This window comes from Micromonospora sp. NPDC092111, from assembly GCF_044755745.1.
In the GTDB taxonomy this organism is placed as follows: Bacteria; Actinomycetota; Actinomycetes; order Mycobacteriales; family Micromonosporaceae; genus Micromonospora.
Window position 1 is genome coordinate 1,353,241 of record NZ_JBIVRQ010000001.1, and the last position, 26,268, is coordinate 1,379,508.

A 26,268-nucleotide genomic window follows, 5' to 3' on the forward strand; every position below is an offset into this window, starting at 1 on the left:
CCTTGCGGACCCCACACCCTGCCGGCCCCACACCCTGCCGGCCCCACACTCGGCCGGTCCGCGCTCGGCCGGTCCGCGCTCGGCCGGTCCGCGCTCGGCCGGTCCGCGCTCGGCCGGTCCGCCGCGGCCGTGCCGGTCCGGGCGACCACCGGGCTGGGGCGACCACCGGCAGCCGTTCGTCGACCGGCTGCCGTTCGTGGACAGGCACTAGGCTGGCGAGCATGTCCACCGACACCCTGGTCACGCTCGCCGGTCGTACCGCGCTCGCCTGCGCCGCCGACGGGCCGAAGCTCTGCGGCGGCGGCGACGCCACCGACGTGATCGGGGAGGCGCTGGGCCACGGGGTGGAGCTGGTGGTGCTGCCGGTCCGCCGGCTCGCCGCCGAGTTCTTCACGCTGCGTACCGGGGTGGCGGGGGAACTGGTGCAGAAGTTCGTCAACTACCGGCTGCGGCTGGCCGTGGTCGGTGACATCTCGGGTCACGTCGACCGCAGCACCGCCCTGCGCGACTTCGTCATCGAGGCCAACCGGGGCGACCAGCTCTGGTTCGTGGACACCCTGGCCGAGTTGGAGGAACGACTGCGGGTACGGGCGGAGCGGGCCGGCGGCTGAAACCGGTGGAGGCCGGGGTGGCCCGCCGGCATGATGGCCGCCGTGGACACCACCCCCGACTTCGCCACCAAACCCACCCTTGCCGGTGACCTGGTGACCCTGCGTCCGTTCGTCGACGCCGACGTCGACGTCCTCCGGTAGGTTGTCGCCGAGCCCGAGGCGGCCCGGCTGACCGGCAGCCCACCCGACGGCCCGGACGAGGAGCGGCTGCGCTCCTGGTACGGCAGCCGCAACGCGCAGACCGACCGGCTCGACCTGGCGGTGGTCGACAACGCCACCGGCGACTGCATCGGTGAGGTGGTGCTCAACGACTGGGACCAGCACAACGCGAGCTGCAATTTTCGCATCCTGCTCGCGGCGGCCGGCCGGAACCGGGGCCTGGGCACCGAGGCGACCCGCCTGATCGTCGGTCACGGCTTCGACACGCTCGGCCTGCACCGCGTCTCGCTGGAGGTGTTCGCCATCAACCCGCAGGCTCGCCGGGCGTACGAGAAGGTGGGCTTCGTCGCCGAGGGCGTGTTGCGTCAGGTGCTGCGCGACGGTGCCGGCTGGGTGGACGCCACCGTGATGTCCATTCTCGCCCCGGAGTGGGCCGCGCACCGGGGCCGCCCCGAGTCGTGAGACCGGGCCGACGAGCTGCGTGAGCCGGGCCGTCGAGGTACGTGAGCCGGGCCGTCGTCCGGAGTAAGCCCGGGCCGTCGAGGTGCGTGAGCCTGGGCCGTCGGGCTGCGTGAGCCGGGCCGTCGGGCTGTGTGAGAGCGGGCCGTCGGGCTGCGTGAGTCGGGCCGTCGAGCTGCGGGAAAGGGCCGGCCCGGCCGGAGGCGGCCGTCGAAGCGCTTCGCCAGGATGCGGGAGGGCGTTGAGCGGGGCGGCCCGGTCTGGTGGAATGGCCGTGGGAGCAACCGGGCCGTCACCGACCGCAAGCCGTCACGTGACAGGAGTCCCTTCACCATGCTCCGAAGGCCGTTCATCTCCGCCCTGCTCGCCGCGTTCGCGGCCGTCCCCCTCACCCTGCTGGTCGGGCTGGTCGCCGCTGCGCCCGCCCGGCCGGCCGCCGCCGCGCCGGTGCGCGTCATGCCGCTCGGCGACTCGATCACCGGCTCGCCCGGTTGTTGGCGGTCCATCCTCTGGAACCGCCTCCAATCCACCGGTCACACCAATGTCGACTTCGTCGGCACCCTCGGCCCACAGGGCTGCGGCCAGCCGTACGACGGTGACAACGAGGGTCACGGGGGCTACCTGGTGACCAACGTCGCCAACCAGAACCTGCTGCCCGGTTGGCTCGCCGCCACCCGCCCCGACGTCGTGCTGATGCACTTCGGCACCAACGACGTGTGGAGCAACATCGCGCCGGCCACCATCCTCGCCGCGTACTCGAAGCTGGTGGACGACATGCGGGCCAGCAACCCGGCGATGCGGGTGATCGTCGCGAAGATCATCCCGATGGCCCCGGCCACCTGTGCCGAGTGTGGGCAGCGGGTGGTGGCGTTGAACGGCGCCGTCGACGCCTGGGCGGCGGGGAAGACCACCGCCGCCTCGCCGGTCGTGGTGGTCGACCAGTGGACCGGATTCAGCACCGCCAGCGACACCTACGACGGGGTGCACCCCAACGCGGCCGGCGACCAGAAGATGTCCGACCGCTGGTACCCGGCCCTGGTGGCGGCCCTCGGCGGGGTCACCCCGACCTCCACCGGCAGCCCGACGGTCAGCCCGACTGTGAGTCCGACCGTGAGCCCCACCGTCAGCCCCACCAGCAGCCCGACGACGCCGCCGGCCGGGGTGGCCTGTACCGCCAGCTACCGGATCACCAACCAGTGGCAGGGCGGCTACCAGGGCGAGGTGACGGTCCGCAGCACCGGCACCGCCCGTACCACCGGCTGGCGGGTCGCCTTCACCCTGCCCGACGGGCAGCGGATCACCCAGACGTGGAACGCCGAGCTGACCCAGAGCGGTACGGCGGTCTCCGCGCGGAACGTGAGCTGGAACGGCGCCCTGGCCCCGGCTGCCGAGGCCACCTTCGGCTTCCTCGGCAGCACCACCGGGACCGCCACCGTGCCGGCGGTGAGCTGCACGGCCAGTTGACCGGTGACGGGGGTCCGGGCCGCGTCCGGCGCGGACCCCCGTCCGGCACCCGACCGGGACACCACCGCAGTCCCGGGTTCCCGAAGACCGCGCGCTCCGCGCAGGCACCGGCGGCGGCCCGCGTAGCGCGGCGGGTGGCCTGCGTAGCGCGGCGGGTGGCCGCGCCAGCGGGCAGCGGGCTCAGCCGGCGTGGTGGCGGGCTCAGGCTGCGGTCGGCTCAGTCGGCGGCCGGCGCGGCCTGGTCCAGGGCCGCCAGCAGGCGGGCGCGGAGCACGGCGGCCCGCTCGGCGAAGTCACGCTGCGTCGCCGCGTACTCGGCCCGGCCCTCCGGGGTCTCCACCCGCACCGGGGGGTAGCCGAGGTCGGCCAGGTCGTACGGGCTGGCCCGCATGTCCAGCGCCCGGATCTGCCGGGCCAGCGCGAAACAGTCCCCGACCAGTTCCGAGGCGACCAGCGGGGAGAGCTTGTACGCCCACTTGTAGAGGTCCATGTTGGCGTGCAGGCAGCCCGGCTGCTCCAGCGTGTGCTGGCTCTCCCGGGTCGGGGTGAGCAGGTTCAACGGCCGGGCCGGGGCGGTGAAGAACCGGAATGCGTCGAAGTGGCTGCACCGTACCCCCCGCTCCTCGACGACGGCGGCGGTGCGTTCCGGGGACAGCCGCAACGGCCAGGCGTTGTGCCGGACCTCCTCCTGGGTCTGCCGGTAGACCATCGCCCACTCGTGCATCCCGAAGCAGCCCAGGTGTGCCGGCCGACCGGCGGTGGCGGTCAGCAGGCCCCGGATCCAGGTGACCGACTCGGCGCGGCGGACCCGTACCCGCGCGGTGTCGAGGGTGACCCCGGCGGCGTCGGCGCGGTAGTCCCGGCCGAACTCGGCCGGGTCGGCGTCGCGCAGCAGCACCCCGGCGCCGGGGTGCCAGCGCCGCAACTGTGCCGGGCGGTGCGAGTAGTAGGTGAACAGGAAGTCCTCCACCGGGTGCCGGCCGCCGGTGCGGCGGCGGGCCAGGTGTGGGGCGAGCCAGGCGTCCACCCGCGCCTCGTGCGCGGCCCGTCGGGCCTGCCAGTCGGCCGCGTCGAGGGCGGCGGGGGCGAGGGCGGCGGTCACGGACCCCAGGGTACGACCGCCGCCCGCACCCCGGTCAGGGCACATCCACCCGCACCCCGGTCAGGGCACGTCCACCCGCACCCCGGTCAGGGCACATCCACCCGCACCCCGGCGGAGAAGACCCCGCTGCGCAGTTCGAGCTGTTTCGGCTTCTGCATGCCGTGCACGGTGAAGACCAGCGGCAGCACCACCCGGCTGCCCGCCGTGACCGGCTGGGCGAAGACGTCCCGGCCCAGGTTCGCCAGCCGGGTCGCGTCCTCGTCGGTGCTCACCCAGGTGCCGCCCGGCAGGTACGCCCGCTGGAGCTGACCGTGCCAGCTCTGCTGCTCCGGGGTGACGTTGCGCAGCCCGACCGTGGCCTGGCACTGCTGGCTCGCCGCCTTCGCGGTGCCGCAGGTCACCCGGTACACGGTGAACTCGAACGCCTTCTCCCGCAGCGGGGTGCCGACCGTCCCGATGGCGCTGGTGCCCGTCCACGCCCCGGCGGTCGGCTGTTTAGTGGTGTCGATCGCGGCGACCTGCCGGGTGGCCGTCCAGGCGGCGGCGAAGACCACTCCGGCCAGCACGGCCGCCGCCACCCCGACCACCAGCCACACCGACGGGCTGCGCCGCCGACCGGCCGGTCCGGGTGCGGCGGGGCGCGGGTACACCGTCCCGCCGGCCGGCGTCTGCGGGCCACCGGCGTACGGCGGGTTGCCGGCCGTCACCGGAGCGGTGCCGGTCGGCTCGACGCCGCCCCGGCGTCGCCGCGCCCGCAGCCACCACCAGAGCCCGCCGGCCACCAGCACCAGCAGCGCCACCGCCGCGGGCAGCAGCACCGGCGGTCGCCGCCACAGCGGCGGCGCGGCGGTCACCTTCGCCGCCGGGGTCACCGCGCTCTGCCAGGTCGCGGTCGCGCAGTCGTACGGCCGGTTGCCGTCGCTGGTGAACGCGCAGGCCGGTGCGGTCAGCGCCTGGCCCGGCGCGGTGGCGGCCAGCGCGGTGTCCAGGGTCCGGGTCCCGCCGGCCGGCACGGTGACCCGCCAGGTGACCTCCCCGCCGCCGGTCGGCCCGCTGGGCCGGGTGGTCAGGCCGCCCGCGCTGACCGCGGTGGTCGACGACCCGGGTGGCAGCTCCTGCCGGACCAGGGTGACCACCGGCGAGGTGCCGGTGTTGCGGACCATGATCCGGTAGCCCGGCACCGGTGTCGTGGCGGGTGCCACGGCGACGGTGACCGGCGAGGCCGGCCGGGGTACCCCCGGGTTGCCGGCGGTGGTCATTCCCGGGGCGGGTGCCGCCGGGGTGACCGGGATGACCGCGCCGGTGGCCGCCACCCCGGGCGCGGCCGGTGCGGCCCGGCCCCCCCGGTCGTGCGCCGGTGCCGCCGTGCCCGGCGGCGCGGTACCTGGTCGCGCGATGCCCAACGGCGCTGCGGCCGGCGGCGCCGTGCCAGGTGGCGCCGCGACCGGCAGTGCCGGGACCGGTGGCACTGCGGCCGGTGGCACTGCGGCCGGTGGCACTGCGGCTGGTGGTGCCGTGCCTGGTGGTGCGGTGGCCGACGCGGGCGCTGGTGTGGCCGCCGTGGCCCCGGTGGCGGGGCCCGTGCTGGGCAGCGCCGGTACGGCGGCGAGAATGCCCAGGCAGTTGACGAAAACCGCGAGGGCCCTGTGGTGTCGTCTCGATGCAGGCATACCAACGAACCTCCGGAGCCGACGGTATGAGCGCGGACCCTCCGCCCGGGTACGAAGCGCCGAACCCGGCCCGGCCCGGCGACCGATGGCCTAAGCTGCGCCGACGCGTTTCCGGCGGCGGGTGAGCACCGCCCCGGCGCGGGATAGATTGGCCGGGTGCGTATCGCTCGTTTCGCTCATGCCAAGGGAATGTCGTTCGGGGTCGTCGAGGGCGAGTCGGAGGCCGGGCCGCAGGGCCTGACCATCGCCGAGATCGACGGCCATCCGTTCGGGCAGATCCAGTTCTCCGGTGCCCGCTGGGCGCTCTCCGACGTCCGGCTGCTCTCGCCGATCCTGCCCAGCAAGGTGGTCTGCGTGGGCCGCAACTACGCCGAACACGCCGCCGAGCAGGGCAGCGAGGTACCCAAGGAGCCGTTGCTCTTCCTCAAGCCGTCCACCTCCGTGATCGGCCCCCGGGACGCGATCCGGCTACCGATCTTCTCCAAGCAGGTGGAGCACGAGGCCGAGCTGGCCGTGGTGATCGGCGCCCCCGGTGCCCGCCGGGCCGACCGGGCCGCCGCCCAGAAGGCCATCTTCGGTTACACCTGTGCCAACGACGTCACCGCGCGGGACCTCCAGCGCGCCGACGGGCAGTGGACCCGGGCCAAGGGATTCGACTCGTTCTGCCCCCTCGGCCCCTGGATCACCACCGGCCTCGACGTCTCCGACCTGGAGATCCGCTGCGAGGTCGGGCGCAACCCGGACGAGATGGAGGTACGTCAGCTCGGCCGGACCAAGGACATGGTCTTCGACGTACCGGCGCTGGTGTCGTACATCTCGCACGTGATGACGCTGCTCCCCGGGGACGTGGTGCTGACCGGCACCCCGGCCGGGATTAGCCCGCTCACCGAGGGGGATACCGTCGCCGTACGGATCGAGGGGATCGGCGAACTCACCAATCCGGTGGTGCCGGTCACCTGATCCGTCCGACGCCCTGTTTCCGCAGGTCAGATGCGGTTCGGGGGGTTGGATTTGGCCTGCCGGCGCGGGGAGGGTAAAGTTCCATCCCGGCGCCGCAAGGGGCCAATGGGGTATGGGGTAATTGGCAGCCCAACTGATTCTGGTTCAGTTAGTCTAGGTTCGAGTCCTGGTACCCCAGCGCAACCGAGGGTTCATCCGAATCCCGGACGCTGGATTCTGGCAGAGTTGATCTCTGGTAGAGTGCGGCTTCCCCGCCCGACAGGGTGGGGAAGCGAAACTGGTTCTGGCCCCGTCGTCTAGCGGCCCAGGACGCCGCCCTCTCAAGGCGGTAGCGCCGGTTCGAATCCGGTCGGGGCTACAGCGCTGACAGCCCGTCCCACCTCGGTGGGGCGGGCTTCTTCGTGTCTGGCGTGGTCCTGGCCGGTCTGTGGTGTCGGCCCGTTTCCGGTCGTGCCTGTTGTGTCGCGCCGTGAGTTCGGGCTTGTTGTCTCGGCCGGTGGAGCAGGAGTTCCGCTCCGACGCCGACCTGGTCTCTTGGGTCCTGCCGGATGTTTCCCGGCCTGCGGTGCGCGCCCTGTCTTTGCCTGGCCTGGGTGTCGCGCCGTGTTCGGTGGGCTTGTGGTGTCGCGCCGCGCGTTTGGCTGGCCCGTGGTGTGGTGCCCGCCGGCCCGGCGACAGCTATGCACCGGCGTACGGATTGGTCGACCCCCGCTGTGGGCCGGGAGCCGGTGCCGTTAGACTACTGCCGCACCGCCCGCCAGGGTGGTGAAGCAGGAAAATGTGCCTGGCCCCGTCGTCTAGCGGCCCAGGACGCCGCCCTCTCAAGGCGGTAGCGCCGGTTCGAATCCGGTCGGGGCTACCACTCGAACGGCCCGTCCCGCATCTGCGGGACGGGCCGTTTCGCTGTCGTTCGCCCAGATGGTTCACCGACTCCGTCTGATCTGCCGTCGGTCCGCGTCTTCGCGGGTTCGCGTCTCCGCCGGTTCGTGTCCCCACCGGTTCGCCTGCCTACCGGTTCGCCTGCCTACCGGTTCGCCTGCCCGCCGGTTCGCCTGCCTACCGGTTCGCCTGCCTACCGGTTCGCCTGCCTACCGGTTCGCCGCCGCCCCGCCCCACCTGCTCGCCTGCCCTGACTGCCGCCCGCCCTGCCGCCCCTCTGCTGGTTCCCGGTTCGCCTCCCCTGCCTGCCCTCCGCCCGGCGGTCCTGCCGCTGGTCCCCCGGTTCGCCGTCTTCGCCCTGCCGCCTGCCCGCCGGCTTGTGCCCGCTGGTTCCCCGGTACTCCCGCCACCCCACCGCCTCAGGCCCATATGGGTGCGTTTGTTGTCGCCACAGCGACAACAAACGCACCCATAGAAAGCGGCGCCCCGCGTGCCCGCGCCCCGCCGCACGCCTCGTCGGTGATCAAGAGGTTTGGGCGTTCGGAGGTGATCGAAACGACGCAAACCTCTTGATCAACTTGGCGGGGGAGTCGTAGGTCGGCCCCTGGCTGGGGGCAGGAGCGGGGCGGGGGAGGGCGAGGGGGCAGGGGGCAGGGGAGGCAGGCGGAGGGAGGCGGGCAGGCGGAGGGAGGCGGGCTTAATCAGGGCAAGAGGTGGGTGGGGAAAGGCGGGCAGAAAGAGGCGGGCAGAAAGAGGCGGGCAAGAGAGAGGCGGGCAAGAGAGAGGCGGGCAAGAGAGAGGTAGGGGAAGAGGGGAGTGTTGGGTTAGAGGCCGGAGAGGCGTTGGCCGGCGCGGACGACGGCCATGGCGTGCCGTTCGCCGGGGCGGCGGCCGAGACGCTCTATCGGGCCGGAGATGCTGATCGAGGCGATCACCCGGCCGGTGCGGTCCCGGATCGGGGCGGAGACGCTTGCCACACCCGCCTCCCGTTCGGCGACGCTCTGCGCCCAGCCGCGACGGCGTACCTCGGCCAGGGTGCGGCCGGTGAACTTGGAGCGGGGCAGTAGCGGCATGACGGCTTCGGGCGGTTCCCAGGCGAGCAGGATCTGCGCGGCGGAGCCGGCGGTCATGGGCAGCACCGAGCCGACCGGCACGGTGTCCCGCAGGCCGCTGGCCCGCTCGGCGGCGGCCACGCAGACCCGCTCGTCGGCCCGGCGCAGGTAGAGCTGGGCGCTCTCGCCGGTGGCGTCGCGCAGCGCGGCCAGTAGCGGCTCGGCGGCGGTCAGCAGGACGTCCGGGGCGGCGTTGGCCAGCTCGCCGAGCCGGGGCCCGGGGCGCCACCGCCCCTGGGTGTCCCGGACCAGCATCCGGTGGATCTCCAGCGCCTGTGCCAGCCGGTGCGCGGTGGCCCGGGGCAGCTTGGTGCGTTCAACGAGTTCGGCCAGGCTGGCGCCGTCGACACAGGCGGCCAGGATGACCACCGCCTTGTCGAGGACGCCGACACCGCTCATACTGTGTCCCACAAGCCGAAATTTACCTCCCAGAATTTAGGATGTCCAGATGGTGGGAGTCACTCAACCGAGGACCCTGGCCGAGAAGGTCTGGGACGCGCACGTCGTACGGACCGCCGAGGGTGAGCCGGACCTGCTCTACATCGACCTGCACCTGCTGCACGAGGTGACCAGCCCGCAGGCGTTCGACGGGCTGCGTTTGGCCGGCCGTGGGGTCCGCCGTCCCGATCTCACGCTCGCGACCGAGGACCACAACACCCCGACCGGGTACGACGACCCGGCGTTCCGGCTTCGCCGTGGTGACCTGCTCACCATCGCGGACCCGACCTCGCGTACCCAGATCGAGACGTTACGCCGTAACTGCGCCGAGTTCGGCCTGCGGCTGCACCCCCTGGGTGACGAGAACCAGGGCATCGTGCACGTCATCGGCCCGCAGTTGGGCGTCACCCAGCCCGGGATGACCATCGTCTGCGGCGACTCGCACACCGCCACCCACGGCGCCTTCGGCGCGCTGGCCTTCGGCATCGGCACCAGTGAGGTCGAACACGTCCTGGCCACCCAGACCCTGCCGCAGTCCCGGCCGAAGACCATGGCGGTCAACGTCGTCGGTCAGCTCGGCCCCGGCGTCACCGCCAAGGACCTGGTCCTCGCGCTGATCGCCCAGGTGGGCACGGGCGGCGGGCGCGGCCACATCGTGGAGTACCGGGGTGCGGCGATCCGGGCGCTCTCCATGGAGGGCCGGATGACGGTGGCGAACATGTCCATCGAGTGGGGTGCCAAGGCCGGGCTGATCGCGCCGGACGAGACCACCTTCGCGTACCTGAAGGGTCGGCCGCACGCGCCGGCCGGCGCGGACTGGGACGCGGCGCTGGCGTACTGGCGGACGCTGCCCACCGACGAGGGCGCGACCTTCGACGCCGAGGTGACCCTCGACGCCGGCCGGATCACCCCGTTCGTCACCTGGGGCACCAACCCCGGTCAGGGCGCGCCGCTCGACGCGGCGGTGCCGGACCCGGAGGAGTTCGTCACCGACGCCGAGCGGACCGCCGCCCGCCGGGCCCTGGAGTACATGGACCTGACCCCCGGCACCCCGCTGCGCGACCTCCCGGTCGACGTGGTCTTCGTGGGTTCCTGCACCAACGGCCGGCTGGAGGACCTGCGCGCCGCCGCCGACGTGCTGCGCGGCCACCAGGTCGCCGACGGGGTACGGATGCTGGTGGTGCCCGGCTCCGCCGCCGTCCGGGAGGCCGCCGAGGCGGAGGGGCTGGACAAGGTCTTCGCCGACGCCGGCGCCGAGTGGCGGTTCGCCGGCTGCTCGATGTGCCTCGGCATGAACCCGGACACGCTCAGGCCGGGCCAGCGCTCGGCCTCGACCTCCAACCGCAACTTCGAGGGCCGGCAGGGCCGGGGCGGGCGTACCCATCTGGTGTCGCCGCCGGTCGCCGCCGCCACCGCCGTGGCCGGCCGGCTCGCCGCCCCCGCCGACCTGTAGAAGGGCAGCCGAGATGGACAAGTTCACCACCCACACCGGCACCGCCGTGCCGCTGCGCCGGTCCAATGTGGACACCGATCAGATCATCCCCGCCGTGTACCTCAAGCGGGTGACCCGGACGGGTTTCGCGGACGGCCTCTTCAGCGCGTGGCGGGAGGACCCGACATTCGTGCTCAACGATCCCGTCCATTCCGGTGCGTCGATTCTCGTGGCCGGTCCGGAGTTCGGCACCGGGTCGTCCCGGGAGCACGCCGTCTGGGCGCTGCGCGACTGGGGTTTCCGGGCCGTGATCTCTCCCCGATTCGGTGACATCTTCCGGGGCAACGCGCTCAAGGAAGGGCTCCTGCCGGTCGAGCTGGAATTGACGGCCGTCGAGGAAATCTGGGACCTGGTCGAGGCCGATCCGACCATCCCGGTCACCGTCGACCTGACCGCCCGGCAGGTCCGGGTCGGCGACTCCACCTGGTCGTTCCCGCTGGACGACCACAGCCGCTGGCGGCTGATGGAGGGGCTGGACGACATTGGACTCACCCTCCGGCACGTCGCCGAGATCGAGGCGTACGAGGTGTCCCGGCCTTCGTTCACGCCCGCCGTCGCATAGCCGTACGCCCGACCGTGGTACGGATTTCACCCCCATCGGCCCGTCCGGTGGGGGTGAATCCGTTACGACACAAGGGCTTTTTTCCACCGAATGTTTGTGTCCAGGCAGCACAGGGCATACGGTGCGCGCAGAATGGCTCGCGTCGAGTCAGTTGCACAATCGGGAGGAAGTCGTGAACAAGGCCGAGCTCATCGAGGCGCTCGCCGCTCGCCTGGGGGACCGGAAGACGGCGACGGCGGCGCTCGACGCGGTCCTCGCCGAGGTCCAGGCGGCGGTAACCAAGGGCGACAAGGTGGCGATCACCGGATTCGGATCATTCGAAAAGCGCGTCCGGGCCGCCCGAACAGCGCGCAACCCGCGTACCGGGGAGGCGGTGAAGGTCAAGAAGACATCCGTCCCGACCTTCCGTCCGGGTGCCGGATTCAAGGAGATGGTGGCCAGCGGCAAGGTGCCGAAGGCCGCCGCCCCGGCGAAGAAGACCGCCACGGCGGCCGCCAAGACCACCGGCGCGAAGGCGTCCGGGGCCAAGGCGACCACCGCGAAGGCGACCACCGCGAAGGCGGCCGGGGCCAAGGCGACGACCGCGAAGGCCGCCGCCGCGAAGAAGACGACGGCCGCCGCCGCCAAGAAGACCACCGCGGCCAAGAAGACCACCGCCGCCAAGTCCACGGCCGCCAAGTCCACGGCCGCCAAGTCCACGGCCGTGAAGTCCACCGCGGCGAAATCCACCGCGGCCAAGGCCGCCACCAAGAAGGCCGCCCCGGCGAAGAAGACCGCCCCGGCGACCAAGTCCACCGCCGCCAAGAAGACCACGGCGGCCAAGAAGACCACGGCAGCCAAGAGCACCGCCGCGAAGAGCGCGACGGCGAAGAAGGCTCCGGCCAAGAAGGCTCCGGCGAAGAAGGCCGGCGCCAAGCGCTGAGATCCGGGTACGACGGAACGGGCGCCCGCCGCGACGGTGGGCGCCCGTTCTGTATCCCGGGGCGGCCCACGGTGGCCCAGGGCCACGGTCCGGCGGCGGCGGAGGGTGAGCGCCTACAGCCAGCCGCCGGCCAGCCAGCCGCCGGCCAGGCAGTCGGCCGGGAAGCGGCGGAGGGGTGAGCGCCTACAGTCGGTCGGCGGCCAGCAGCCGGCCGGCGGCGAAGGCGAGCAGCCAGCCGCCGCCCTTGGCGGTGGTGAAGTCGCCCGCCCGCCCGGTCAACCGTTCCAGCGCGCCCGGGATCACCTTGCCCTGGCTGCACACCCCGACCGGCTCCCCGGCGGCGGCCAGCTCCGCCAGCCGGCCCGCCGCGGCCAGCGCGCACTCGTCGGCCTGCTGACCGGGCCGCGGCTCGTCGAGGTCCCCGCACACCTCGATCGGCAGGTCCAGCAGGGCCGCCACCGGGTCCAGGGTCTGCACGCACCGGCGGGGCGTGGCCGACAGCAGCCGGACCGGCCGGACCAGGGCCACCAGCGGGGCCAGCGCCGCCGCCTGCGCCACGCCCTCGGCGTCCAGCGGTCGGCCGGTGTCCGGTCCCGACCAGGTGGCCCGCCTGCCGGCGTGCGCGTGCCGGACCAACGCGATCGTGCCGGTGACCGGCGGCAGGGCGGCGAAGACGGCCAGCACCTCCGCGTCGTGCGGGTAGCTGACCAGCCGGATCGCCGCGTCGACGTCGAGCCAGCGCACCTCGTCGACCTCGGTGCCGGGCTGGAATCCGCCGGCCGCGACCGCCCGCATCGACCAGTAGTCGACCGTCTTCGGCCGGCCCTCGCTGCGGTATCCCACGCTGGGGAGGCGAACCTGCGGCACGGCCCGCACGTCGGCCTCCTCGGCCACCTCCCGGACGGCGGCGAGCAGCGGGTGCTCGCCGCCCTCCAGCTTGCCCTTCGGCACCGACCAGTCGCCGTAGCGGGGCCGGTGCACCAGGCAGACCTCGACGCCGCCACCGGCGGCCGGCCGCCAGGCCACCCCGCCGGCCGCCCGGATGCCGACCGGTCCCTCGTCCACCATTCTGGTCACCCTACGTCCCGACGAGCCGCCGCACGGGTCGCTCGCTTCCGGACCCGGTCAGCCGGCCGTGCCGCCGCCCCGGTACGGATCGCTCGCCTCCGGACCCGGTCAGCCGGCGGTGCTGCCGACCCGGCGCAGCAGCAGCTCCTGGAGGTCGTGCAGCGGCTCCTCGGCGTTGCCGGTACGCCGGGTCCAGGTGCCGTCCGAGGCCAGCTCGAACGCGTCCACGTCCGGGCTCATCGCGGTGGCCAGCACATGGTCCAGCTCGGCCCGGGCCACCGGGTCGCTCACCTGCACCAGCGCCTCCACCCGCCGGTCCAGGTTGCGGTGCATCAGGTCGGCCGAGCCCATCCAGAACTCGGCGTCGCCGTTGTTGCCGAACCGGAAGATCCGTGAGTGCTCCAGGAACCGGCCGAGGATCGACCGCACCCGGATGTTCTCCGACAGCCCCGGCACCCCCGGGCGGAGCGTGCACATCCCCCGGATCAGCAGGTCGACGTGGACGCCGGCCCGCGACGCCCGGTAGAGCGCGTCGGTGACCTCCTCGTCGACCAGCGAGTTCACCTTGAACTGCACCAGCCCCGGCATGCCCAGCCGGACGTGGGCGATCTCCCGTTCGATCCGCTCCACCAGGCCGCTGCGGATGCCCTGCGGTGCGACCAGCAGCCGCCGGAACGCGGTCTGCCGGCTGTAGCCGGTGAGCACGTTGAACAGGTCGGTCAGGTCGGCGCCGATCTCCGGGTCGGCGGTGAGCACGCCGAAGTCCTCGTACAGCCGGGCGGTCTTCGGGTGGTAGTTGCCGGTGCCGATGTGGCAGTACCGGCGGATCTGGTTGCCCTCCTGGCGCACCACCAGGGCGGTCTTGCAGTGGGTCTTCAACCCGACCAGGCCGTAGACGACGTGGCAGCCGGCCCGTTCCAGGGTGCGCGCCCAGCCGATGTTGGCCACCTCGTCGAAGCGCGCCTTCAGCTCCACCAGCACCACCACCTGCTTGCCGGCGGCGGCGGCGTCGACCAGCGCGTCGACGATCGGGGAGTCGCCGCTGGTGCGGTAGAGGGTCTGCTTGATGGCCAGCACGTTCGGGTCGGCGGCGGCCTGCTCGATGAAGCGCTGCACGCTGGTGGCGAACGAGTGGTACGGGTGGTGCACCAGCACGTCGCCGTCGCGCAGGGTGGCGAAGACGCTGCGCGGCACCTCGCCCTCGGCCAGCCGGGGGTGGGTGGCCGGCACGAACGGCCGGTCCTTCAGGTCGGGGCGGTCGGCCTCGCCGTAGAGCTGCCAGAGCGCCGACAGGTCGAGCAGCCCCGGCACCCGCAGCACGTCGTGGCCGTCCATGTCCAGCTCGCGGACGAGCAGCTCCAGCATGTGGTCGGAGATGGACGCGGCCACCTCCAGCCGTACCGGGGGGCCGAAGCGGCGGCGGGCCAGCTCCCGTTCGAGGGCTTGGAGCAGGTCCTCGTCCCGGTCCTCGTCGACCTCCACCTCGGCGTTGCGGGTGACCCGGAACAGGTGGCACTCGACCACCTGCATGCCGGAGAAGAGCTGGCCCAGGTGTACCGAGATCAGCTCCTCGACCGGCAGCATCCGCAGTCCCGGCTGGTCCCGGGCCACCCGGACGAAGCGGGGCACGTTGTTCGGCACCTTCACCCGGGCGAACAGTTCCGTGCCGCCGTCCGGGTCGCGGACCGCCACCGCCAGGTTCAGCGACCGGCCGGAGATGTACGGGAACGGGTGCGCCGGGTCCACCGCGAGGGGGGTGAGCACCGGGAAGATGTGCTCGCGGAAGTAGGTGCGTAGCCGTTCCCGCTCCGGGTCGTCCAGCTCCGCCCAGCGCAGGATCCGGACGTTCTCCCCGGCCAGCTTGGGCAGCAGGTCGTCGACGAAGCAGGCGGCCTGCCGGGCGACCAGGTCGGCGGTGGACTCGGTGATCAGCTCCAGTTGGGTGCGCAGCGGCAGCCGGTCGCCGCCGCGTACCGGCAGGCCGGCGGAGAGCCGACGCTTCAGCCCGGCCACCCGCACCATGTAGAACTCGTCGAGGTTGCTGGCGAAGATGGCCAGGAACTTGGCCCGTTCCAGCAGCGGGGTGCGCGGGTCCTCGGCCAGCGCCAGCACCCGGGCGTTGAAGTCGAGCCAGGAGAGTTCCCGGTTGAGGAAGCGGTCCTCCGGCAGCGGCTCGGCGGTGGGCGGCGCGTCGTCGGGGTGCCCGGTGGGCCGATCGCCCTCGTCGAGCACCTCGTCCAGCCCGGCGGAGGCCCCGGCGGCGCTGGCGCCGGGTGAGTCGGGCGCCGTGGCGGCGACCTCGTCGGGGGCGCGGCGGGTCCGGGCGGCACCGCGGCGGCGGGTGCCGTTGCGGGAGCCGGTCGGTTCGGTGGCGTGGGACGGGCTGGTGGGGTGCTCGCGAGGGGTGCTCACCAGCTCATAATCACCCGACTCGGGTTAACGTAAAATGAACTCGGGCCGGGTGGTTCAGGCCATCGTCGGTAACGTCACCCGGACGACCTCGCCGTCCGGATTCTTCTCCACCCGCAGCCGCTGCCCGAGGCGGAGCAGGCGCAGCCCCGAGGCGTCGAAGGCGCGTGCCGGAAAGGCCAGCTCGGTGCCGTCGTCGAGCAGCAGCACGCCGGTGCGGGTCTGCGGGTCGAAGGTCGCCACGGTGCCCTGCATGCCAGCACCGTACACCGGCGGGTCAGCCTGGGCGGCCGGCCGCCAGGTCCGCGTCGGTCGGCGGCGCGGTGGCCGGGTCGGGGAGCGGGCCGGTCAGCGCGGTGGTGGCCGGGCCGAGGCCGAGCCGGGCCGCGCCGGCCAGGTCGGCGGCGGTGTCCACGTCCCGGCGCAGGGTCGGCCAGTCGCCGGTCAACGGCACCGCCCCGCCGGCCAGGTGGGCCGCCGCCGAGTCGACCCCGAACCGGGGGACCAACGGCACTCCGGGCGGCGCGGCGAGCAGCACGGTGCCGGTACCGGGGGCGTCGGCGACGAACCGGCGTACCCCCGGCGGGCCGGCGGCGAGCACGCGCAGCGCGGCGGCCAGCTCGGCCGGGCGCAGCGCCGGCAGGTCCGCGGTGAGGGCCGCCACCCAGGTCGGCCCTGCGGCGTCGGCCACCGCCACTCCGACGCCGTGCCGCACGGCCGCGTTCAGCCCGGCGTCCGGCCGGTCCGGCACCACCCGCGCGCCGGCCGCGCCGGTGGTCGCCGCCACCGTCGGGTCGTCGGTGACCACCAGCACCTCGGCCACCGCCGGGCAGGCCAGCGCCGCGCCGACCGTGTCCGCCACCAGGGCCAGCGCCAGCTCCTCGTGCGGTACGACCGGCAGCGCGCCCCGCAGCCGGCTCTTCGCCGCGCCGAGCCGCTTCACCGGCACCACCACCGCCCACCTCGCCTGGCCCACGCCGACAATCCTGCCAGCGCCGACGGCGGTACCCTCACTGGCCGTACCCAGGACGAGCAGGCATGATTTCCGCTGCGGGTGCGCATCGGTGGGGTCGGGGCGAGGAGGAGGCAGGGTGACACGGCGCAGGCTGGGTTTCTGGCAACGGTTCGCCGTGGCGCTGGTCAAGTCCGTGATGCTGGCCTGGACCAGGCGCACCTGGCGCGGGGTCGAGCACCTGCGCACCGACGGCGGGATCATCATCGTCCCCAACCACATCTCGCACGCCGACCCGCTGGTCTCCGCGCACTTCGTCTACGACGCCGGCCGGTGGCCGCAGTACCTCGGCAAGGCCAGCGTGTTCCGGGTCCCGGTGGTCGGCTGGATCCTGCGCCGCTGCAAGCAGATCCCGGTGGAACGCGGCAGCGTCGACGCGGTCAAGTCGTTGGACCGGCTGATCGCCGCGCTGGACGACGGCGGCGCGGTGGTGATCTACCCGGAGGGCACCACCACCCGGGAGCCGCAGCTCTGGCCGATGAGGGGCAAGACCGGGGCGGCCCGGCTGGCCCTGGCCACCGGCGCGCCGGTGGTCCCGGTGGCGATGTGGGGGCCGGAGAAGCTGTTCGACCCGCGTACCGCCCGCTTCGGGCTGCGCCCCCGGATCCCGGTGACGGTGGTCGCCGGCCCGCCGGTCGACCTGAGCCGGTGGGCCGGCGCGACACCGAACCGGGTCGTGCTGGAGGAGATGACCGACCAGATCATGGTGAGCCTGCGTGACCTGCTCGCCGGCATCCGCGGCGGCACGCCGCCGCCGCTGTGGGACCGTCCCGCCCGTCCGCGTACTCCCGAGGTGACCGAATGAGCGAGTGGATCGACCGGCGCGGCGTGGAGGCGGGGGCATGAGCGGGCATGTGGCGGTGCTGGGCGCCGGCTCCTGGGGGACGGCGTTCGCCAAGATCATGGCCGACGCCGGCCGGGAGGTGACCATCTGGGCCCGGCGGGAGCCGGTGGCCGAGGCCATCCGCGCCCACCGGCGCAACCCCGACTACCTGCCCGAGCTGCGGCTGCCCGACCGGGTCACCGCGACCGGCGACGCCGCCAAGGCGGTCTCCGGCGCCGAACTGGTGGTGCTGTCGGTGCCGTCGCAGACGTTGCGCGGCAACCTCGCCGAGTGGGCCGTCCACCTCGCCCCGGACGCCACGCTCGTCTCCCTGATGAAGGGCATCGAGCTGGGCACCACCAAGCGGATGAGCGAGGTGATCGTGGAGACCGCCGGGATCACCCCGGACCGGGTGGTGGTGGTCTCCGGCCCCAACCTGGCCCCGGAGATCGCCGCCGAGCAGCCGGCCGCGACCGTGGTCGCCGGCACCGACCCGCGCCGCGCCGAGCTGGTGCAGCAGTCGATCCGCACCCCGTACTTCCGGCCGTACACCAACGACGACGTGGTCGGCTGCGAGCTGGGCGGGGCGGTCAAGAACGTGATCGCGCTGGCGTACGGGATCGCCACCGCGATGGGCTTCGGCGACAACACCCGGGCCATGCTGATGACCCGGGGGCTGGCCGAGACCGCCCGGCTGGGCGTGGCGCTGGGCGCCGACCCGATCACCTTCGCCGGGCTGGCCGGCATGGGCGACCTGGTCGCCTCCTGCTCGTCGCCGCTGGCCCGCAACCGGACCTTCGGCGAGCACCTGGGTCGGGGGGAGACCCTGGAACAGGCGCAGGCGGCCACCCGGCAGACCGCCGAGGGGGTGAAGAGCTGCCTGGCCATCCGGGACCTGGCCCGCGCGCACGGGGTGGAGATGCCGATCACCGAGCAGATCGAGCGGATCTGCCACGAGGGGATGGACCCCCGGCTCGCGGTGGACGCCCTGATGAGCCGTACCGCCAAGCCCGAGTCGTACGAGTGACCGGCGGCGAGTGGCACGACGGCACCCGGTGCGTGCACGCCGGGCTGCCCGAGCCGGTGCCCGGTGAGCCGTTCCTGCCCGGGCCGGTCTTCGCCGCGCCGTACCACCTCGACCCGTGGCAGGGGCCGGCCGCCACGGCCAACGGCTACGGGCGGCCGGACAACCCCACCCGCCGGCTGCTGGAGGCGGCGATCGGCGAGCTGGAGGGGGGCGACTGCCGGGTCTTCGCCAGCGGGCAGGCGGCCATCACCGGGCTGCTGCTGGCCGTGCTGCGCCCCGGGGACACCGTGCTGCTGCCCGCCGACGGCTACTTCCCGGTCCGGGCCTTCGCCACCGCCACCCTGGCGGGGCTCGGGGTGCGGGTCGGGTTCGTGCCGACCGCCGGGCCGTACCCGTCGTTCGACGGGGTCCGGCTGCTGCTGCTGGAGACCCCGGCGAACCCCGGGCTGGACGTGGCCGACGTCGCCGTACTGGCCGAGGCGGCGCACGCGGCCGGCGCGCTGGTCGCGGTGGACAACACCACCGCCACCCCGCTCGGGCAGCGTCCGCTGGACCTCGGCGCGGACGTGGTGGTCGCCTCCGGCACCAAGGCGCTGACCGGCCACTCGGACCTGCTGCTCGGCTACCTGGCGTCCCGTTCGGCGGAGCTGCTGGAGACGCTGACCGGTTGGCGGACCACCACCGGCGCGGTGCCCGGGGCGTTCGACGCCTGGCTGGCGCACCGCTCGCTGGCCACCCTGGACCTGCGGCTGGCCCGCCAGTCGGCCAACGCGGCGGCGGTCGCCGAGCTGCTGGCCGGGCGGTCCGACGTGGCGGGGCTGCGCTGGCCCGGCCGGCCGGAGGACCCGGCGTACCCGGTGGCGTCGGCGCGGATGCGGCGGATGCCCGGGGTGCTCTCGTTCGACCTCGGGGACGCCGACCGGGTGGCCCGGTTCGTCGACGCGGCCCGGCTGGTCGCCGCCGCGACCTCCTTCGGTGGCCTGCACACCACCGCCGACCGGCGGGCGCAGTGGGGCGACGACACCGCGCCGGGCTTCGTCCGGCTCTCCTGCGGGGTGGAGGACAGCGCCGACCTGGTGGCCGACATCGCCGCCGCACTGGACGCCGCGCGGCCGGCGGATCCGCTATCGTGAGCACGGCCCGCACGGGCCCCGACCGGAGGAGGTGAGTCCGATCCACCAGACGTCAGGACCGGCGCTCCCCACCGAGTCCCCGTCGCCTCGGTAGCGACGGCGGGAGCGCCGACGAGCGTTCCCGAAAGGCATCATCATGGCACCGATTCCGTTCCACCCTGACCGTCCCGCCCTCGTCGCCCGGCTGCGCGCCGCCGGCTGTGTCTACGCCGAGGACGAGGCCGAGTTGCTGATCGCCGCCGCTGGCGCACCGCGGGCGCTGGCCGTCCTCACCGACCGCCGGGTGGCCGGTGAACCGCTGGAACACCTGCTCGGCTGGGCCGAGTTCTGTGGCCGGCGGATCGCCGTCGACCCCGGGGTGTTCGTCCCTCGGGCCCGTACCGCACTGCTGGTGGAGGCCGCCGTGTCGGTCGCCGGGCCGACGCCGGCGCTGGTCGACCTGTGCTGCGGGTCGGGCGCGATCAGCGTCGCGCTCGCCGACCGGCTCGCCCCGCGTTGGCTCGCCGCCGTCGACGTGGACCCGGCCGCGGTCGCCTGTGCCCGCCGCAACCTGGCCGGCCGCGACGTCGCCGTCTTCGAGGGCGACCTGTACGACCCGCTGCCGCGCACCTGGCGGGGCCGGCTGGACGTGGTGGTGGCCAACGCCCCGTACGTGCCCACCCCGGCGGTGGCGTTGATGCCGGTGGAGGCCCGGCTGCACGAGGCGCCGGTGGCGCTCGACGGCGGCGTCGACGGGTTGGCCGTGCTGCGTCGGGTGGCCGCCGGGGCGGTGGACTGGCTGGTGCCGGGTGGTCACCTGGTGGTGGAGGTGAGCGCCGGGCAGGCCGACGCGCTCTGCGCCGCGCTGGCCGGGCTGGGCCTGGTGCCGTCGGTGCGGCACGCTCCGGAGTGGGACGCCACCGGCGTGGTGGCCCGCCGCCCGGACTGATCCGCCCGCCCGCTCCGGCCGGAACCGTACGCGCCGGCCGGAGCCGTCGGGCCGATCGCCCGTTGGAGGGCGGGCACGTGGCGGGTGGCGGCGTCGGGAACTAACCTCGCATCAGGCTCCGGGTGGAGGTGGCGGATGGACGGCGCGGACGTGCCGGTGGTGGTCGGCCTCGACAACGGCGGTACCAGCAACAACGCCACCGTGCTCAGCCTGGACGGCCGGTTCCTGGTGGACGGGCTGGTGGAGATCCCCAGCGAGGTGCGCGCCGGCCCGGACGCGGCCATCGAGGCGCTGGCCCGCGCGTTGGACGGGGTGCTCGCCCGTACCGGCGTGCCGCGTGCGCTGGTCCGCGCGGTCGGCCTGGACACCCCGGGCCCGGCCAGCGCCACCGGGGTGATCTCCTCCCGGGGGTCGACGAACTTCGCCCAGCCGGCCTGGCACGGCTACGACGTGCGGGGTGCCCTCCAGCGGCGGTTGGGCCTGCCGGTGGTCTACCACAACGACGGCAACGCCGCCGCGCTCTACGCCCACCACGTCCACTTCGGATCCGTGGCGGCGGCCCGGTCCTCGGTGGCGGCGATCGTCGGCACCGGCCTGGGCGGCGGGGTGGTGGTGGACGGCAGGGTGGTCACCGGGGCGGCCGGGATGGCCGGCGAGTTCGGGCACGTGCACATCCCGCTGGCCGGGCTGCTCGCCCCCGGCCAGCCCGAGCCGCGCTGCGCCTGCGGCTTCGTCGGGGACGCGGAGAGCGTCGCGTCGCTGACCGCGATCGGCCGCAACCTGCTGCCGTACTGGCTGTCCCGGTACCCGGGTCATCCGCTGGCGCAGGAGCCGGTCGAACGCGCCGCGAAGCTGCTGCGGGGGTACGCCGAGCGCGGTGACGCGCTGGCCCGGGAGGTCTTCGCCCAGCAGGCGGCGGCGCTCGGCCGGTTGTTCACCATCGCGGCGAACTTCACCGACCCGCACGCGTACTTCGTCGGCGGCGGGGTGGTGGAGGCGGCTCCGGAGTTCCGCGACTGGTTCCTCGGCACCGTCCGCGCGCACACCGTGCTCCGTGCGGAGCAGGCCACGCTGGCCACCTTCGCGCTGGTGCCGGACCGGGACATGGCCGGCGCGCGGGGGGTGGCGATCGCGGCGCTGGAGGCCGTGCGGGCCACCCCCGTGCCCCCTGCGGTCCTGGCCGACTGACCCGCAGGCGCGGGATCGCGCCCGCTCGTTGCGGTGACGCCCGCTCGCCGGCGCGGGACCGCCGGCCGGGCGCGGGACGCCTGCCGGCCCGCGACGCCCGTTCGGGTGCGGGCGTCGCGGGCGCGGGGTCAGCGCCGTGGTGGGGTGGCGGCGAATGCGGCCCAGGCGGCGGGCGGGAAGAGCAGCACCGGGCCGGTCGGGTCCTTCGAGTCGCGGACCGCGATCCGGTCGGGCAGGGGCGCCAGTTCGACGCAGGCCCCCTCGTCCCCGCTGTGGCTGCTCTTGCGCCAGGCGGCCGTGGCCAGCGCGGCGCTGATCGTGGGTGTCATCGGTGTCCTACCGTCCCTTCATCAGTTGCAGGAGCTGGTCGCGGCTGTCCGCCGGGCTGAGCGCGACGGTCCGCAGGTGCTCCATGATCTTGGTGCAGGTGCGCAGGTCACCGGGCCGATCGAGGACCATCTGACCGGCGACGGTCTCCACCGAGGCGATCAGCGGGTCCTCCGGGTCGGCGAACTCCAGGATGTGCAGCGAACCCCGGGTGCCGCGGTGGTAGCCGGCGGAGAGCGGGATCACCTGGACGGTGACGTTGGGCAGTTCGGCGATCTTGAGCAGGTGGCGTAGCTGCGCCTCCATCACCGTGCGGTCGCCGACCGGCCGCAGCAGCGCGCCCTCGTCGATGATCGCGTCGAAGATGGGCGGTTCGGCGGAGGTGATCCGCTGCTGCCGGTCCAGCCGCAGTTTCACCCGCTGCTCGACCTGGTCGTCGGCGAGGGTGTGCGGCCCGCCGCGCATCACGCCCCGGATGTAGTCGGCGGTCTGGAGCAGGCCCGGCACCACCGACGGTTCGAAGTTGGCGATGCCGGTCGCCTCCGCCTCCAGGGCGATGAAGTCGATGGTGCGTTTGTCCAGCAGGTGTGAGTAGGGCACCCACCAGCCGGGCTTGCGGGTGTCCTTGGCCAGTTGGACCGCGGCGGCGATCTCGTCGGGTTTGACGCCGTAGAGGCTGAGCAGCGCGCGGACGGTGGCCGGGTTGACCAGCGTCTGGGCGTTCTCGTAGCGGCTCAGCGTGCTGCGGGTGCTGTTGATCTCGTCGGCTGCGGCCTCCAGGGTGAGGCCGGCTGCTTCACGGTGGGTCCGCAGGGCGATGCCCAACCGGCGGGCGCGGGCGGTCTTCGGTGCCATACGTCGATGGTGACATATGTCTACGGGAACGTGTGCATGAGAGAACGTCGATGAGAGTTGCATTCACGCCTGTCCACCTGTCAATCTGTGACGGAGTCCTCACCAGCGGTTGTCGTGGCGACGGCGATGGTGAGCGACCGGAGGGGATGGGGCGCGTGGCGATCGGATTTACTCCCCCGTATCCGATCGCCACGTGCCACCGCCGCCGTCCGTCCAGGAGGGACCTCGGATGTGGGTAGCCGGATGTCGGGGTGGGCTCTGATGACCCGCTTCCTGGTCGTGCTCACCGACGTCCGGCCGGTGGAGCGGGAGACCCGCGACGAGCGGAACGCTCCCGAACGCCGCCGCCAGGTGGTCGGCGCGAGCAGCCGGGAGGCCGCCGACCGGATCGCCGGGGCGTTCATGGCGCTGGGCATGGTCCGGGCCGGCCGGCAACGGGTCAAGGTGATCGCCGTCGGGCGGCGACGGAGCGAACCACCGGCCAGTGAGTGACCACCACGCACCGTATTGGACGGGGTGACCGTTTGAGAGGGAGGCTCACGTCCTCCCGGGTATCACCATCGGCTCGCCGCCACCCACAGTAAGGTCAACCGGGTGAGCGCCGCTGGCGGCTCCGCAGTCGCTTACCGAGAGGTGACCCCAGTGACCACCCCAGGCAAGACCCGCGTGGCGATCGTCTTCGGCGGGCGCAGCCCCGAGCACGGCATCTCCTGCGTCAGCGCCGGCAGCGTGCTCGGCGCGCTCGACCCGGACGAGTACGAGGTGGTGCCGGTCGGCATCACCCGGCAGGGCCAGTGGGTGTTGACCAGCGGGGACCCCGTCGAGTTGTCGATCCAGGCCCGCCGCCTGCCGGAGATCACCGCCGGCTCCGGCGCCGAGGTGGTGCTCCGTGCCGAGCCGACCTCCGGCGGCCTGATTGTCCTCGACCCGACCGACGGTCCCCGTGCGCTCGCCGACGTGGACGTGGTCTTCCCGGTGCTGCACGGCGCGTACGGCGAGGACGGCACCATCCAGGGCATGCTGGAGATGGCCGACATCCCCTACGTCGGCGCGAACGTCTTCGCCTCCGCCGCCGCGATGGACAAGGAGTTCACCAAGAAGCTCTGCGCCGTCGAGGGCATCCCGGTCGGCCCGTACGCGGTGCTGCGCAACGGTATGACGCTGAGCGAGCAGGACAAGGCGCGGCTCGGCCTGCCGGTCTTCGTCAAGCCGTCCCGGGCCGGCTCGTCCTTCGGCATCACCAAGGTCGACGACTGGGCGCAGCTCGACGCGGCGGTCGCCACCGCCCGGGAGATCGACACCAAGGTGCTGGTCGAGGGCGCGATCGTCGGCCGGGAGATCGAGTGCGGCGTGCTGGAGGGCGAGGCCGGCGGTGCGCCCGAGGCGTCCGTGCTGGCCGAGGTCCGGATGGTCGGCGACCGCGACTGGTACGACTTCGAGGCCAAGTACCTCTACGCCGACGAGGTCTGCGAGTACGACGTCCCGGCCGGTCTGCCCGACCGGGTCACCCGCCAGATCCAGGAGTACGCCACCCGCGCCTTCACCGCGCTGGACTGCTCCGGCCTGGCCCGGGTCGACTTCTTCGTCAGCCCCGACCTGGACGTCTACCTGAACGAGATCAACACGATGCCCGGGTTCACCCCGACGTCGATGTTCCCCCGGATGTGGGCGGCCAGCGGCCTGGAGTACCCGAAGCTGGTCGGCCGGCTGATCCGTACCGCCCTGCACCGGGGCTCCGGCCGCCGCTGAGGCCCGCCGCCTCAGCCGTCCGCCCTCACCAGCCCCGCCCGTCGTACGTAGATCGTCCGACGGGTCACGGCCTGGTCCTGGGCGTCGAGCTGGTAGCCGTCGAGCCAGACCCAGCCGTGGTAGGTGGGCCAGTCGTGTGCCCGGATCAGCCGGAACCTGATCGGGCGGACGAACTGTGGGCTGGCCGCCCGGGTGACGAGTAGCAGGTCACCGGCGTTCATCGTCGCGGTCGCGCCAGGCGCGCAGGGTCTCGCCGGCGGCGCTGAGGCGGGCGCAGGAGCCGTCGGGTCGGCAGCGGGGGCAGGCGTTGCGGTGGTGGAAGTCGATCACGTAGCCGGCCATCAGCACCCGGAACGGCGGTTCCGGTCGGCTCTCATACATGGCCGGTGTTCCGCAGGATGGCGAGGCAGTCGGCCTCGGTCAGCGGGGTGAACCAGAGGAACCGGCGCAGCACCCGTTCGGGCAGCTCGTCCAGGTCGCGGATCGCCTCGGCGGCCTGGTCGGCCAGCACCACCACGGCCAGCGGCTGCCGCATCGGGGGCAACCTCCGCCGGTACGCGGGGCAGGGCCACGGGTCGGCGCAGTCCCGGCACGCCCAGCTCGGTCGGTGCGGCAGGTGGTCGCTCACCGGTGCCGCCCCTCGACCGCGTCCCGGCTGCGCCACCGCGCGGCCACGGTCATCAACGGCCGGTCCTGCGCGATGACCGTGGTGGGGGCGTTCCAGGCCGGGTCGTCCCGCATGATCGACTCGGTTTGCGGCATATTGCGGTATCCCGGCGCGGGGACACCGCAATATGCCGTGAACTGCCCGCCCGGTCGGTCCCTCCCGCCCGGCGAGCCGTACGCGCCGGCCCGGTGCGGGAAGGTCGAACGCTCGACCACGTCCACCGGACGATCCTTTCGCTGGAACCACTTCCACCGGCCCACGGCCACCTCCATTAATCATCGACAAGCCGCTCTGCCAGCCACGATCCGAGATAGGCAGTCGCCTGTGCAACACTCCACGTGAGACATTCCCCGGAGGGTCACGCCTTGCGGGCGATGATGCGGAAGTCGTCTCACGGCATGTCGGATGACGCGTCGGGATGAGACGGAGAGGATGGTGTACGTGGCGGAGATGGGCTCGACCGTGCCGAGGCGGGAACTCGGCCGGTTGCTGCGGCGGGCCAGGGAGCAGGCGGGCATCGGCCTGGAGGCCGCCGGCTCCGATCTGGAGTGGTCCCGCGCCAAGATGTACCGCATCGAGGCGGGCCAGACCCCGGTGCGAGCGCTGGACGTGGACCAGATGTGCCGCCTCTACGGCGCTACGCCGGAGCTGACGGAGGTCCTGGTCAGCCTGGCGAAGGAGTCCAAGAGCAAGGGCTGGTACCACGCCTACGGGGAGGTCATCCCACGCTGGTTCGAGTTGTACGTCAGCCTGGAGTCAGCGGCCAACCGCCTCCGCACCTACGAACACGCGCTGGTGCCGGGGCTGCTCCAGACCCCGGAGTATGTCGCCGAGGTGGCGCGGACCAGGTCCGGTATCACCGACGAGGAAGTAGCGAAGCTGGTTGAACTCCGGACGGAGCGTCAGCGCCTGCTCGGCAGGAAGTGGCCGGCGGCTCCCGCCTTTGAGGCGATCATCGAGGAAGCGGCATTGCGCAAGCAGGTGTCCAGCATGGCTGGGCAGTTGGACAAACTCATGGCAGCCAGCGAGGCACCGAACATCACCGTCCGAGTTCTACCGCTCGGTGGTGGGCTGAGTCGGGCAGCCATAGCGGGGAGCTTCGTCATTCTTGACTTTCCCACCAAGGGTGCCCGGTCCGCCGAGCCGACGACGGTTTGCAACGAGGGATTGTCCGGAGCCCTCTACCTCGATCGTGTCGAAGAGGTCAGGGCCTACGCCGGTGTGTGGAGCACGCTCACCGCCCAGGCGTTGA

Annotated in this window: 27 protein-coding genes, 3 tRNA genes and 1 pseudogene; 18 read left to right on the forward strand and 13 right to left on the reverse strand. The window is 73.3% G+C overall.

Translation table 11 applies throughout. From position 1 onward, the window contains the following. The first annotated feature begins 221 nt into the window (after positions 1 to 221). From ACIQG9_RS05795 to ACIQG9_RS05805, 3 genes and pseudogenes are all read left to right on the forward strand, one after another. The gene (locus tag ACIQG9_RS05795; RefSeq protein WP_400398713.1) at positions 222 to 611 is read left to right on the forward strand and encodes a DUF4180 domain-containing protein; all 390 of its coding nucleotides are present in this window, start codon (positions 222 to 224) and stop codon (positions 609 to 611) included. A 159-nt stretch (positions 612 to 770) separates the two neighbouring features. After that, positions 771 to 1,232 (forward strand): annotated as a pseudogene (locus ACIQG9_RS05800) (GNAT family N-acetyltransferase); the annotation flags it as partial. A gap of 330 nt (positions 1,233 to 1,562) precedes the next feature. Further along, entirely contained in the window at positions 1,563 to 2,693 is a 1,131-nt protein-coding gene (locus ACIQG9_RS05805; RefSeq protein ID WP_400398714.1) for a cellulose binding domain-containing protein, read from the forward strand. 217 nt (positions 2,694 to 2,910) lie between these two features. Here the strand turns inward: ACIQG9_RS05805 and ACIQG9_RS05810 are convergent, their stop codons facing one another. Continuing rightward, positions 2,911 to 3,795 (reverse strand): 3-methyladenine DNA glycosylase, encoded by an 885-nt coding sequence (locus tag ACIQG9_RS05810; RefSeq protein ID WP_400398715.1) that lies wholly within the window; start codon positions 3,793 to 3,795, stop codon positions 2,911 to 2,913. Between the two features lie 86 nt (positions 3,796 to 3,881). After that, the gene (locus ACIQG9_RS05815; protein WP_400398716.1) at positions 3,882 to 5,465 is read right to left on the reverse strand and encodes a hypothetical protein; all 1,584 of its coding nucleotides are present in this window, start codon (positions 5,463 to 5,465) and stop codon (positions 3,882 to 3,884) included. 156 nt (positions 5,466 to 5,621) lie between these two features. Between ACIQG9_RS05815 and ACIQG9_RS05820 the strand changes: the two genes are divergently transcribed. The 4 genes from ACIQG9_RS05820 (at position 5,622) to ACIQG9_RS05835 (ending at position 7,287) form a co-directional block, all read left to right on the forward strand. Then, a complete protein-coding gene (locus ACIQG9_RS05820; RefSeq protein ID WP_400398717.1) occupies positions 5,622 to 6,425 on the forward strand; it encodes a fumarylacetoacetate hydrolase family protein in 804 nt (267 codons plus the stop codon). A gap of 106 nt (positions 6,426 to 6,531) precedes the next feature. Further along, a tRNA-Gln gene (locus ACIQG9_RS05825) sits at positions 6,532 to 6,603 on the forward strand. Between the two features lie 107 nt (positions 6,604 to 6,710). Next, positions 6,711 to 6,783, forward strand: a tRNA-Glu gene (locus ACIQG9_RS05830). Positions 6,784 to 7,211: 428 nt separating this feature from the next. Then, positions 7,212 to 7,287 (forward strand) — tRNA-Glu (locus tag ACIQG9_RS05835). A gap of 841 nt (positions 7,288 to 8,128) precedes the next feature. Here ACIQG9_RS05835 and ACIQG9_RS05840 read toward each other — a convergent pair. Continuing rightward, positions 8,129 to 8,815, reverse strand: a complete 687-nt coding sequence (locus ACIQG9_RS05840) for an IclR family transcriptional regulator (RefSeq protein ID WP_088646078.1) — start codon at positions 8,813 to 8,815, stop codon at positions 8,129 to 8,131. Positions 8,816 to 8,864: 49 nt separating this feature from the next. Between ACIQG9_RS05840 and leuC the strand changes: the two genes are divergently transcribed. The 3 genes from leuC (at position 8,865) to ACIQG9_RS05855 (ending at position 11,830) form a co-directional block, all read left to right on the forward strand. Then, positions 8,865 to 10,307: a 3-isopropylmalate dehydratase large subunit gene (gene leuC, locus ACIQG9_RS05845; RefSeq protein ID WP_400398718.1), complete on the forward strand. Its 1,443-nt coding sequence runs from the start codon at positions 8,865 to 8,867 to the stop codon at positions 10,305 to 10,307. Positions 10,308 to 10,320: 13 nt separating this feature from the next. Continuing rightward, on the forward strand, positions 10,321 to 10,908 hold the full coding sequence (gene leuD, locus ACIQG9_RS05850) for a 3-isopropylmalate dehydratase small subunit (protein WP_400398719.1): 588 nt from the start codon (positions 10,321 to 10,323) through the stop codon (positions 10,906 to 10,908). Between the two features lie 172 nt (positions 10,909 to 11,080). Continuing rightward, positions 11,081 to 11,830, forward strand: coding sequence for an HU family DNA-binding protein (locus ACIQG9_RS05855; protein WP_400398720.1), 750 nt, complete (start codon positions 11,081 to 11,083; stop codon positions 11,828 to 11,830). Between the two features lie 183 nt (positions 11,831 to 12,013). On the opposite strand, the gene ACIQG9_RS05860 is transcribed toward ACIQG9_RS05855, so the two are convergent. From ACIQG9_RS05860 to cofC, 4 genes are all read right to left on the reverse strand, one after another. Further along, the gene (locus ACIQG9_RS05860; RefSeq protein WP_400398721.1) at positions 12,014 to 12,898 is read right to left on the reverse strand and encodes an NUDIX domain-containing protein; all 885 of its coding nucleotides are present in this window, start codon (positions 12,896 to 12,898) and stop codon (positions 12,014 to 12,016) included. A gap of 108 nt (positions 12,899 to 13,006) precedes the next feature. Next, positions 13,007 to 15,310 carry an RNA degradosome polyphosphate kinase gene (locus tag ACIQG9_RS05865; protein ID WP_400398722.1) on the reverse strand — a complete coding sequence of 768 codons (2,304 nt, stop codon included), beginning with the start codon at positions 15,308 to 15,310 and terminating at the stop codon, positions 13,007 to 13,009. 54 nt (positions 15,311 to 15,364) lie between these two features. Next, on the reverse strand, positions 15,365 to 15,562 hold the full coding sequence (locus ACIQG9_RS05870; RefSeq protein WP_400398723.1) for a cold-shock protein: 198 nt from the start codon (positions 15,560 to 15,562) through the stop codon (positions 15,365 to 15,367). 22 nt (positions 15,563 to 15,584) lie between these two features. After that, positions 15,585 to 16,283 carry a 2-phospho-L-lactate guanylyltransferase gene (gene cofC, locus ACIQG9_RS05875; RefSeq protein ID WP_400398724.1) on the reverse strand — a complete coding sequence of 233 codons (699 nt, stop codon included), beginning with the start codon at positions 16,281 to 16,283 and terminating at the stop codon, positions 15,585 to 15,587. Positions 16,284 to 16,398: 115 nt separating this feature from the next. On the opposite strand from cofC, the gene ACIQG9_RS05880 reads away from it, so the two are divergent. The 5 genes from ACIQG9_RS05880 (at position 16,399) to ACIQG9_RS05900 (ending at position 21,418) form a co-directional block, all read left to right on the forward strand. After that, positions 16,399 to 17,124, forward strand: coding sequence for a lysophospholipid acyltransferase family protein (locus tag ACIQG9_RS05880; RefSeq protein ID WP_400398725.1), 726 nt, complete (start codon positions 16,399 to 16,401; stop codon positions 17,122 to 17,124). A gap of 37 nt (positions 17,125 to 17,161) precedes the next feature. After that, positions 17,162 to 18,169 carry an NAD(P)H-dependent glycerol-3-phosphate dehydrogenase gene (locus ACIQG9_RS05885; protein WP_400398726.1) on the forward strand — a complete coding sequence of 336 codons (1,008 nt, stop codon included), beginning with the start codon at positions 17,162 to 17,164 and terminating at the stop codon, positions 18,167 to 18,169. Beyond that, positions 18,166 to 19,302, forward strand: coding sequence for a cystathionine gamma-lyase (locus ACIQG9_RS05890; RefSeq protein ID WP_400398727.1), 1,137 nt, complete (start codon positions 18,166 to 18,168; stop codon positions 19,300 to 19,302). The genes ACIQG9_RS05885 and ACIQG9_RS05890 overlap by 4 nt, the downstream gene beginning before the upstream one ends. Before the next feature lie 136 nt (positions 19,303 to 19,438). Further along, the gene (locus ACIQG9_RS05895) at positions 19,439 to 20,230 is read left to right on the forward strand and encodes a putative protein N(5)-glutamine methyltransferase (protein ID WP_400398728.1); all 792 of its coding nucleotides are present in this window, start codon (positions 19,439 to 19,441) and stop codon (positions 20,228 to 20,230) included. A 135-nt stretch (positions 20,231 to 20,365) separates the two neighbouring features. Further along, positions 20,366 to 21,418, forward strand: coding sequence for an ROK family protein (locus ACIQG9_RS05900; protein WP_400398729.1), 1,053 nt, complete (start codon positions 20,366 to 20,368; stop codon positions 21,416 to 21,418). 128 nt (positions 21,419 to 21,546) lie between these two features. Here the strand turns inward: ACIQG9_RS05900 and ACIQG9_RS05905 are convergent, their stop codons facing one another. Beyond that, on the reverse strand, positions 21,547 to 21,747 hold the full coding sequence (locus tag ACIQG9_RS05905) for a DUF397 domain-containing protein (RefSeq protein WP_400398730.1): 201 nt from the start codon (positions 21,745 to 21,747) through the stop codon (positions 21,547 to 21,549). 7 nt (positions 21,748 to 21,754) lie between these two features. Next, positions 21,755 to 22,600, reverse strand: coding sequence for a helix-turn-helix domain-containing protein (locus ACIQG9_RS05910; protein WP_400398731.1), 846 nt, complete (start codon positions 22,598 to 22,600; stop codon positions 21,755 to 21,757). Positions 22,601 to 22,861: 261 nt separating this feature from the next. On the opposite strand from ACIQG9_RS05910, the gene ACIQG9_RS05915 reads away from it, so the two are divergent. Both ACIQG9_RS05915 and ACIQG9_RS05920 read left to right on the forward strand, forming a co-directional pair. Further along, complete coding sequence (locus ACIQG9_RS05915; protein ID WP_400398732.1) at positions 22,862 to 23,092, forward strand: hypothetical protein; 231 nt, start codon at positions 22,862 to 22,864, stop codon at positions 23,090 to 23,092. Positions 23,093 to 23,242: 150 nt separating this feature from the next. After that, positions 23,243 to 24,349 carry a D-alanine--D-alanine ligase family protein gene (locus tag ACIQG9_RS05920; RefSeq protein WP_400398733.1) on the forward strand — a complete coding sequence of 369 codons (1,107 nt, stop codon included), beginning with the start codon at positions 23,243 to 23,245 and terminating at the stop codon, positions 24,347 to 24,349. Between the two features lie 11 nt (positions 24,350 to 24,360). Here the strand turns inward: ACIQG9_RS05920 and ACIQG9_RS05925 are convergent, their stop codons facing one another. The 4 genes from ACIQG9_RS05925 to ACIQG9_RS05940 form a co-directional block, all read right to left on the reverse strand. Continuing rightward, positions 24,361 to 24,570 (reverse strand): hypothetical protein, encoded by a 210-nt coding sequence (locus tag ACIQG9_RS05925; protein ID WP_400398734.1) that lies wholly within the window; start codon positions 24,568 to 24,570, stop codon positions 24,361 to 24,363. Next, entirely contained in the window at positions 24,557 to 24,730 is a 174-nt protein-coding gene (locus ACIQG9_RS05930; RefSeq protein WP_400398735.1) for a hypothetical protein, read from the reverse strand. The genes ACIQG9_RS05925 and ACIQG9_RS05930 overlap by 14 nt, the downstream gene beginning before the upstream one ends. After that, on the reverse strand, positions 24,723 to 24,884 hold the full coding sequence (locus ACIQG9_RS05935; protein WP_400398736.1) for a hypothetical protein: 162 nt from the start codon (positions 24,882 to 24,884) through the stop codon (positions 24,723 to 24,725). The genes ACIQG9_RS05930 and ACIQG9_RS05935 overlap by 8 nt, the downstream gene beginning before the upstream one ends. An 89-nt stretch (positions 24,885 to 24,973) precedes the next feature. Next, positions 24,974 to 25,237, reverse strand: a complete 264-nt coding sequence (locus tag ACIQG9_RS05940) for a hypothetical protein (protein WP_400398737.1) — start codon at positions 25,235 to 25,237, stop codon at positions 24,974 to 24,976. 184 nt (positions 25,238 to 25,421) lie between these two features. On the opposite strand from ACIQG9_RS05940, the gene ACIQG9_RS05945 reads away from it, so the two are divergent. Further along, a partial coding sequence (locus tag ACIQG9_RS05945) for a helix-turn-helix domain-containing protein (protein WP_400398738.1) occupies positions 25,422 to 26,268 on the forward strand: 847 nt, incomplete at its 3' end.

What these genes read in the sequence shown, in the direction of transcription:
- ACIQG9_RS05935 (WP_400398736.1), bottom strand. Translation starts at nt 24,884, where the DNA reads ATGCGGCAGCCGCTGGCCGTGGTGGTGCTGGCCGACCAGGCCGCCGAG.
- ACIQG9_RS05860 (WP_400398721.1), bottom strand. Translation starts at nt 12,898, where the DNA reads ATGGTGGACGAGGGACCGGTCGGCATCCGGGCGGCCGGCGGGGTGGCC.
- ACIQG9_RS05805 (WP_400398714.1), top strand. Translation starts at nt 1,563, where the DNA reads ATGCTCCGAAGGCCGTTCATCTCCGCCCTGCTCGCCGCGTTCGCGGCC.
- ACIQG9_RS05915 (WP_400398732.1), top strand. Translation starts at nt 22,862, where the DNA reads ATGACCCGCTTCCTGGTCGTGCTCACCGACGTCCGGCCGGTGGAGCGG.
- leuD (WP_400398719.1), top strand. Translation starts at nt 10,321, where the DNA reads ATGGACAAGTTCACCACCCACACCGGCACCGCCGTGCCGCTGCGCCGG.
- ACIQG9_RS05930 (WP_400398735.1), bottom strand. Translation starts at nt 24,730, where the DNA reads ATGTATGAGAGCCGACCGGAACCGCCGTTCCGGGTGCTGATGGCCGGC.
- ACIQG9_RS05870 (WP_400398723.1), bottom strand. Translation starts at nt 15,562, where the DNA reads ATGCAGGGCACCGTGGCGACCTTCGACCCGCAGACCCGCACCGGCGTG.
- ACIQG9_RS05905 (WP_400398730.1), bottom strand. Translation starts at nt 21,747, where the DNA reads ATGACACCCACGATCAGCGCCGCGCTGGCCACGGCCGCCTGGCGCAAG.
- ACIQG9_RS05885 (WP_400398726.1), top strand. Translation starts at nt 17,162, where the DNA reads ATGAGCGGGCATGTGGCGGTGCTGGGCGCCGGCTCCTGGGGGACGGCG.
- ACIQG9_RS05840 (WP_088646078.1), bottom strand. Translation starts at nt 8,815, where the DNA reads ATGAGCGGTGTCGGCGTCCTCGACAAGGCGGTGGTCATCCTGGCCGCC.
- ACIQG9_RS05795 (WP_400398713.1), top strand. Translation starts at nt 222, where the DNA reads ATGTCCACCGACACCCTGGTCACGCTCGCCGGTCGTACCGCGCTCGCC.
- ACIQG9_RS05910 (WP_400398731.1), bottom strand. Translation starts at nt 22,600, where the DNA reads ATGGCACCGAAGACCGCCCGCGCCCGCCGGTTGGGCATCGCCCTGCGG.
- ACIQG9_RS05895 (WP_400398728.1), top strand. Translation starts at nt 19,439, where the DNA reads ATGGCACCGATTCCGTTCCACCCTGACCGTCCCGCCCTCGTCGCCCGG.
- ACIQG9_RS05925 (WP_400398734.1), bottom strand. Translation starts at nt 24,570, where the DNA reads ATGAACGCCGGTGACCTGCTACTCGTCACCCGGGCGGCCAGCCCACAG.
- ACIQG9_RS05900 (WP_400398729.1), top strand. Translation starts at nt 20,366, where the DNA reads ATGGACGGCGCGGACGTGCCGGTGGTGGTCGGCCTCGACAACGGCGGT.
- ACIQG9_RS05815 (WP_400398716.1), bottom strand. Translation starts at nt 5,465, where the DNA reads ATGCCTGCATCGAGACGACACCACAGGGCCCTCGCGGTTTTCGTCAAC.
- leuC (WP_400398718.1), top strand. Translation starts at nt 8,865, where the DNA reads ATGGTGGGAGTCACTCAACCGAGGACCCTGGCCGAGAAGGTCTGGGAC.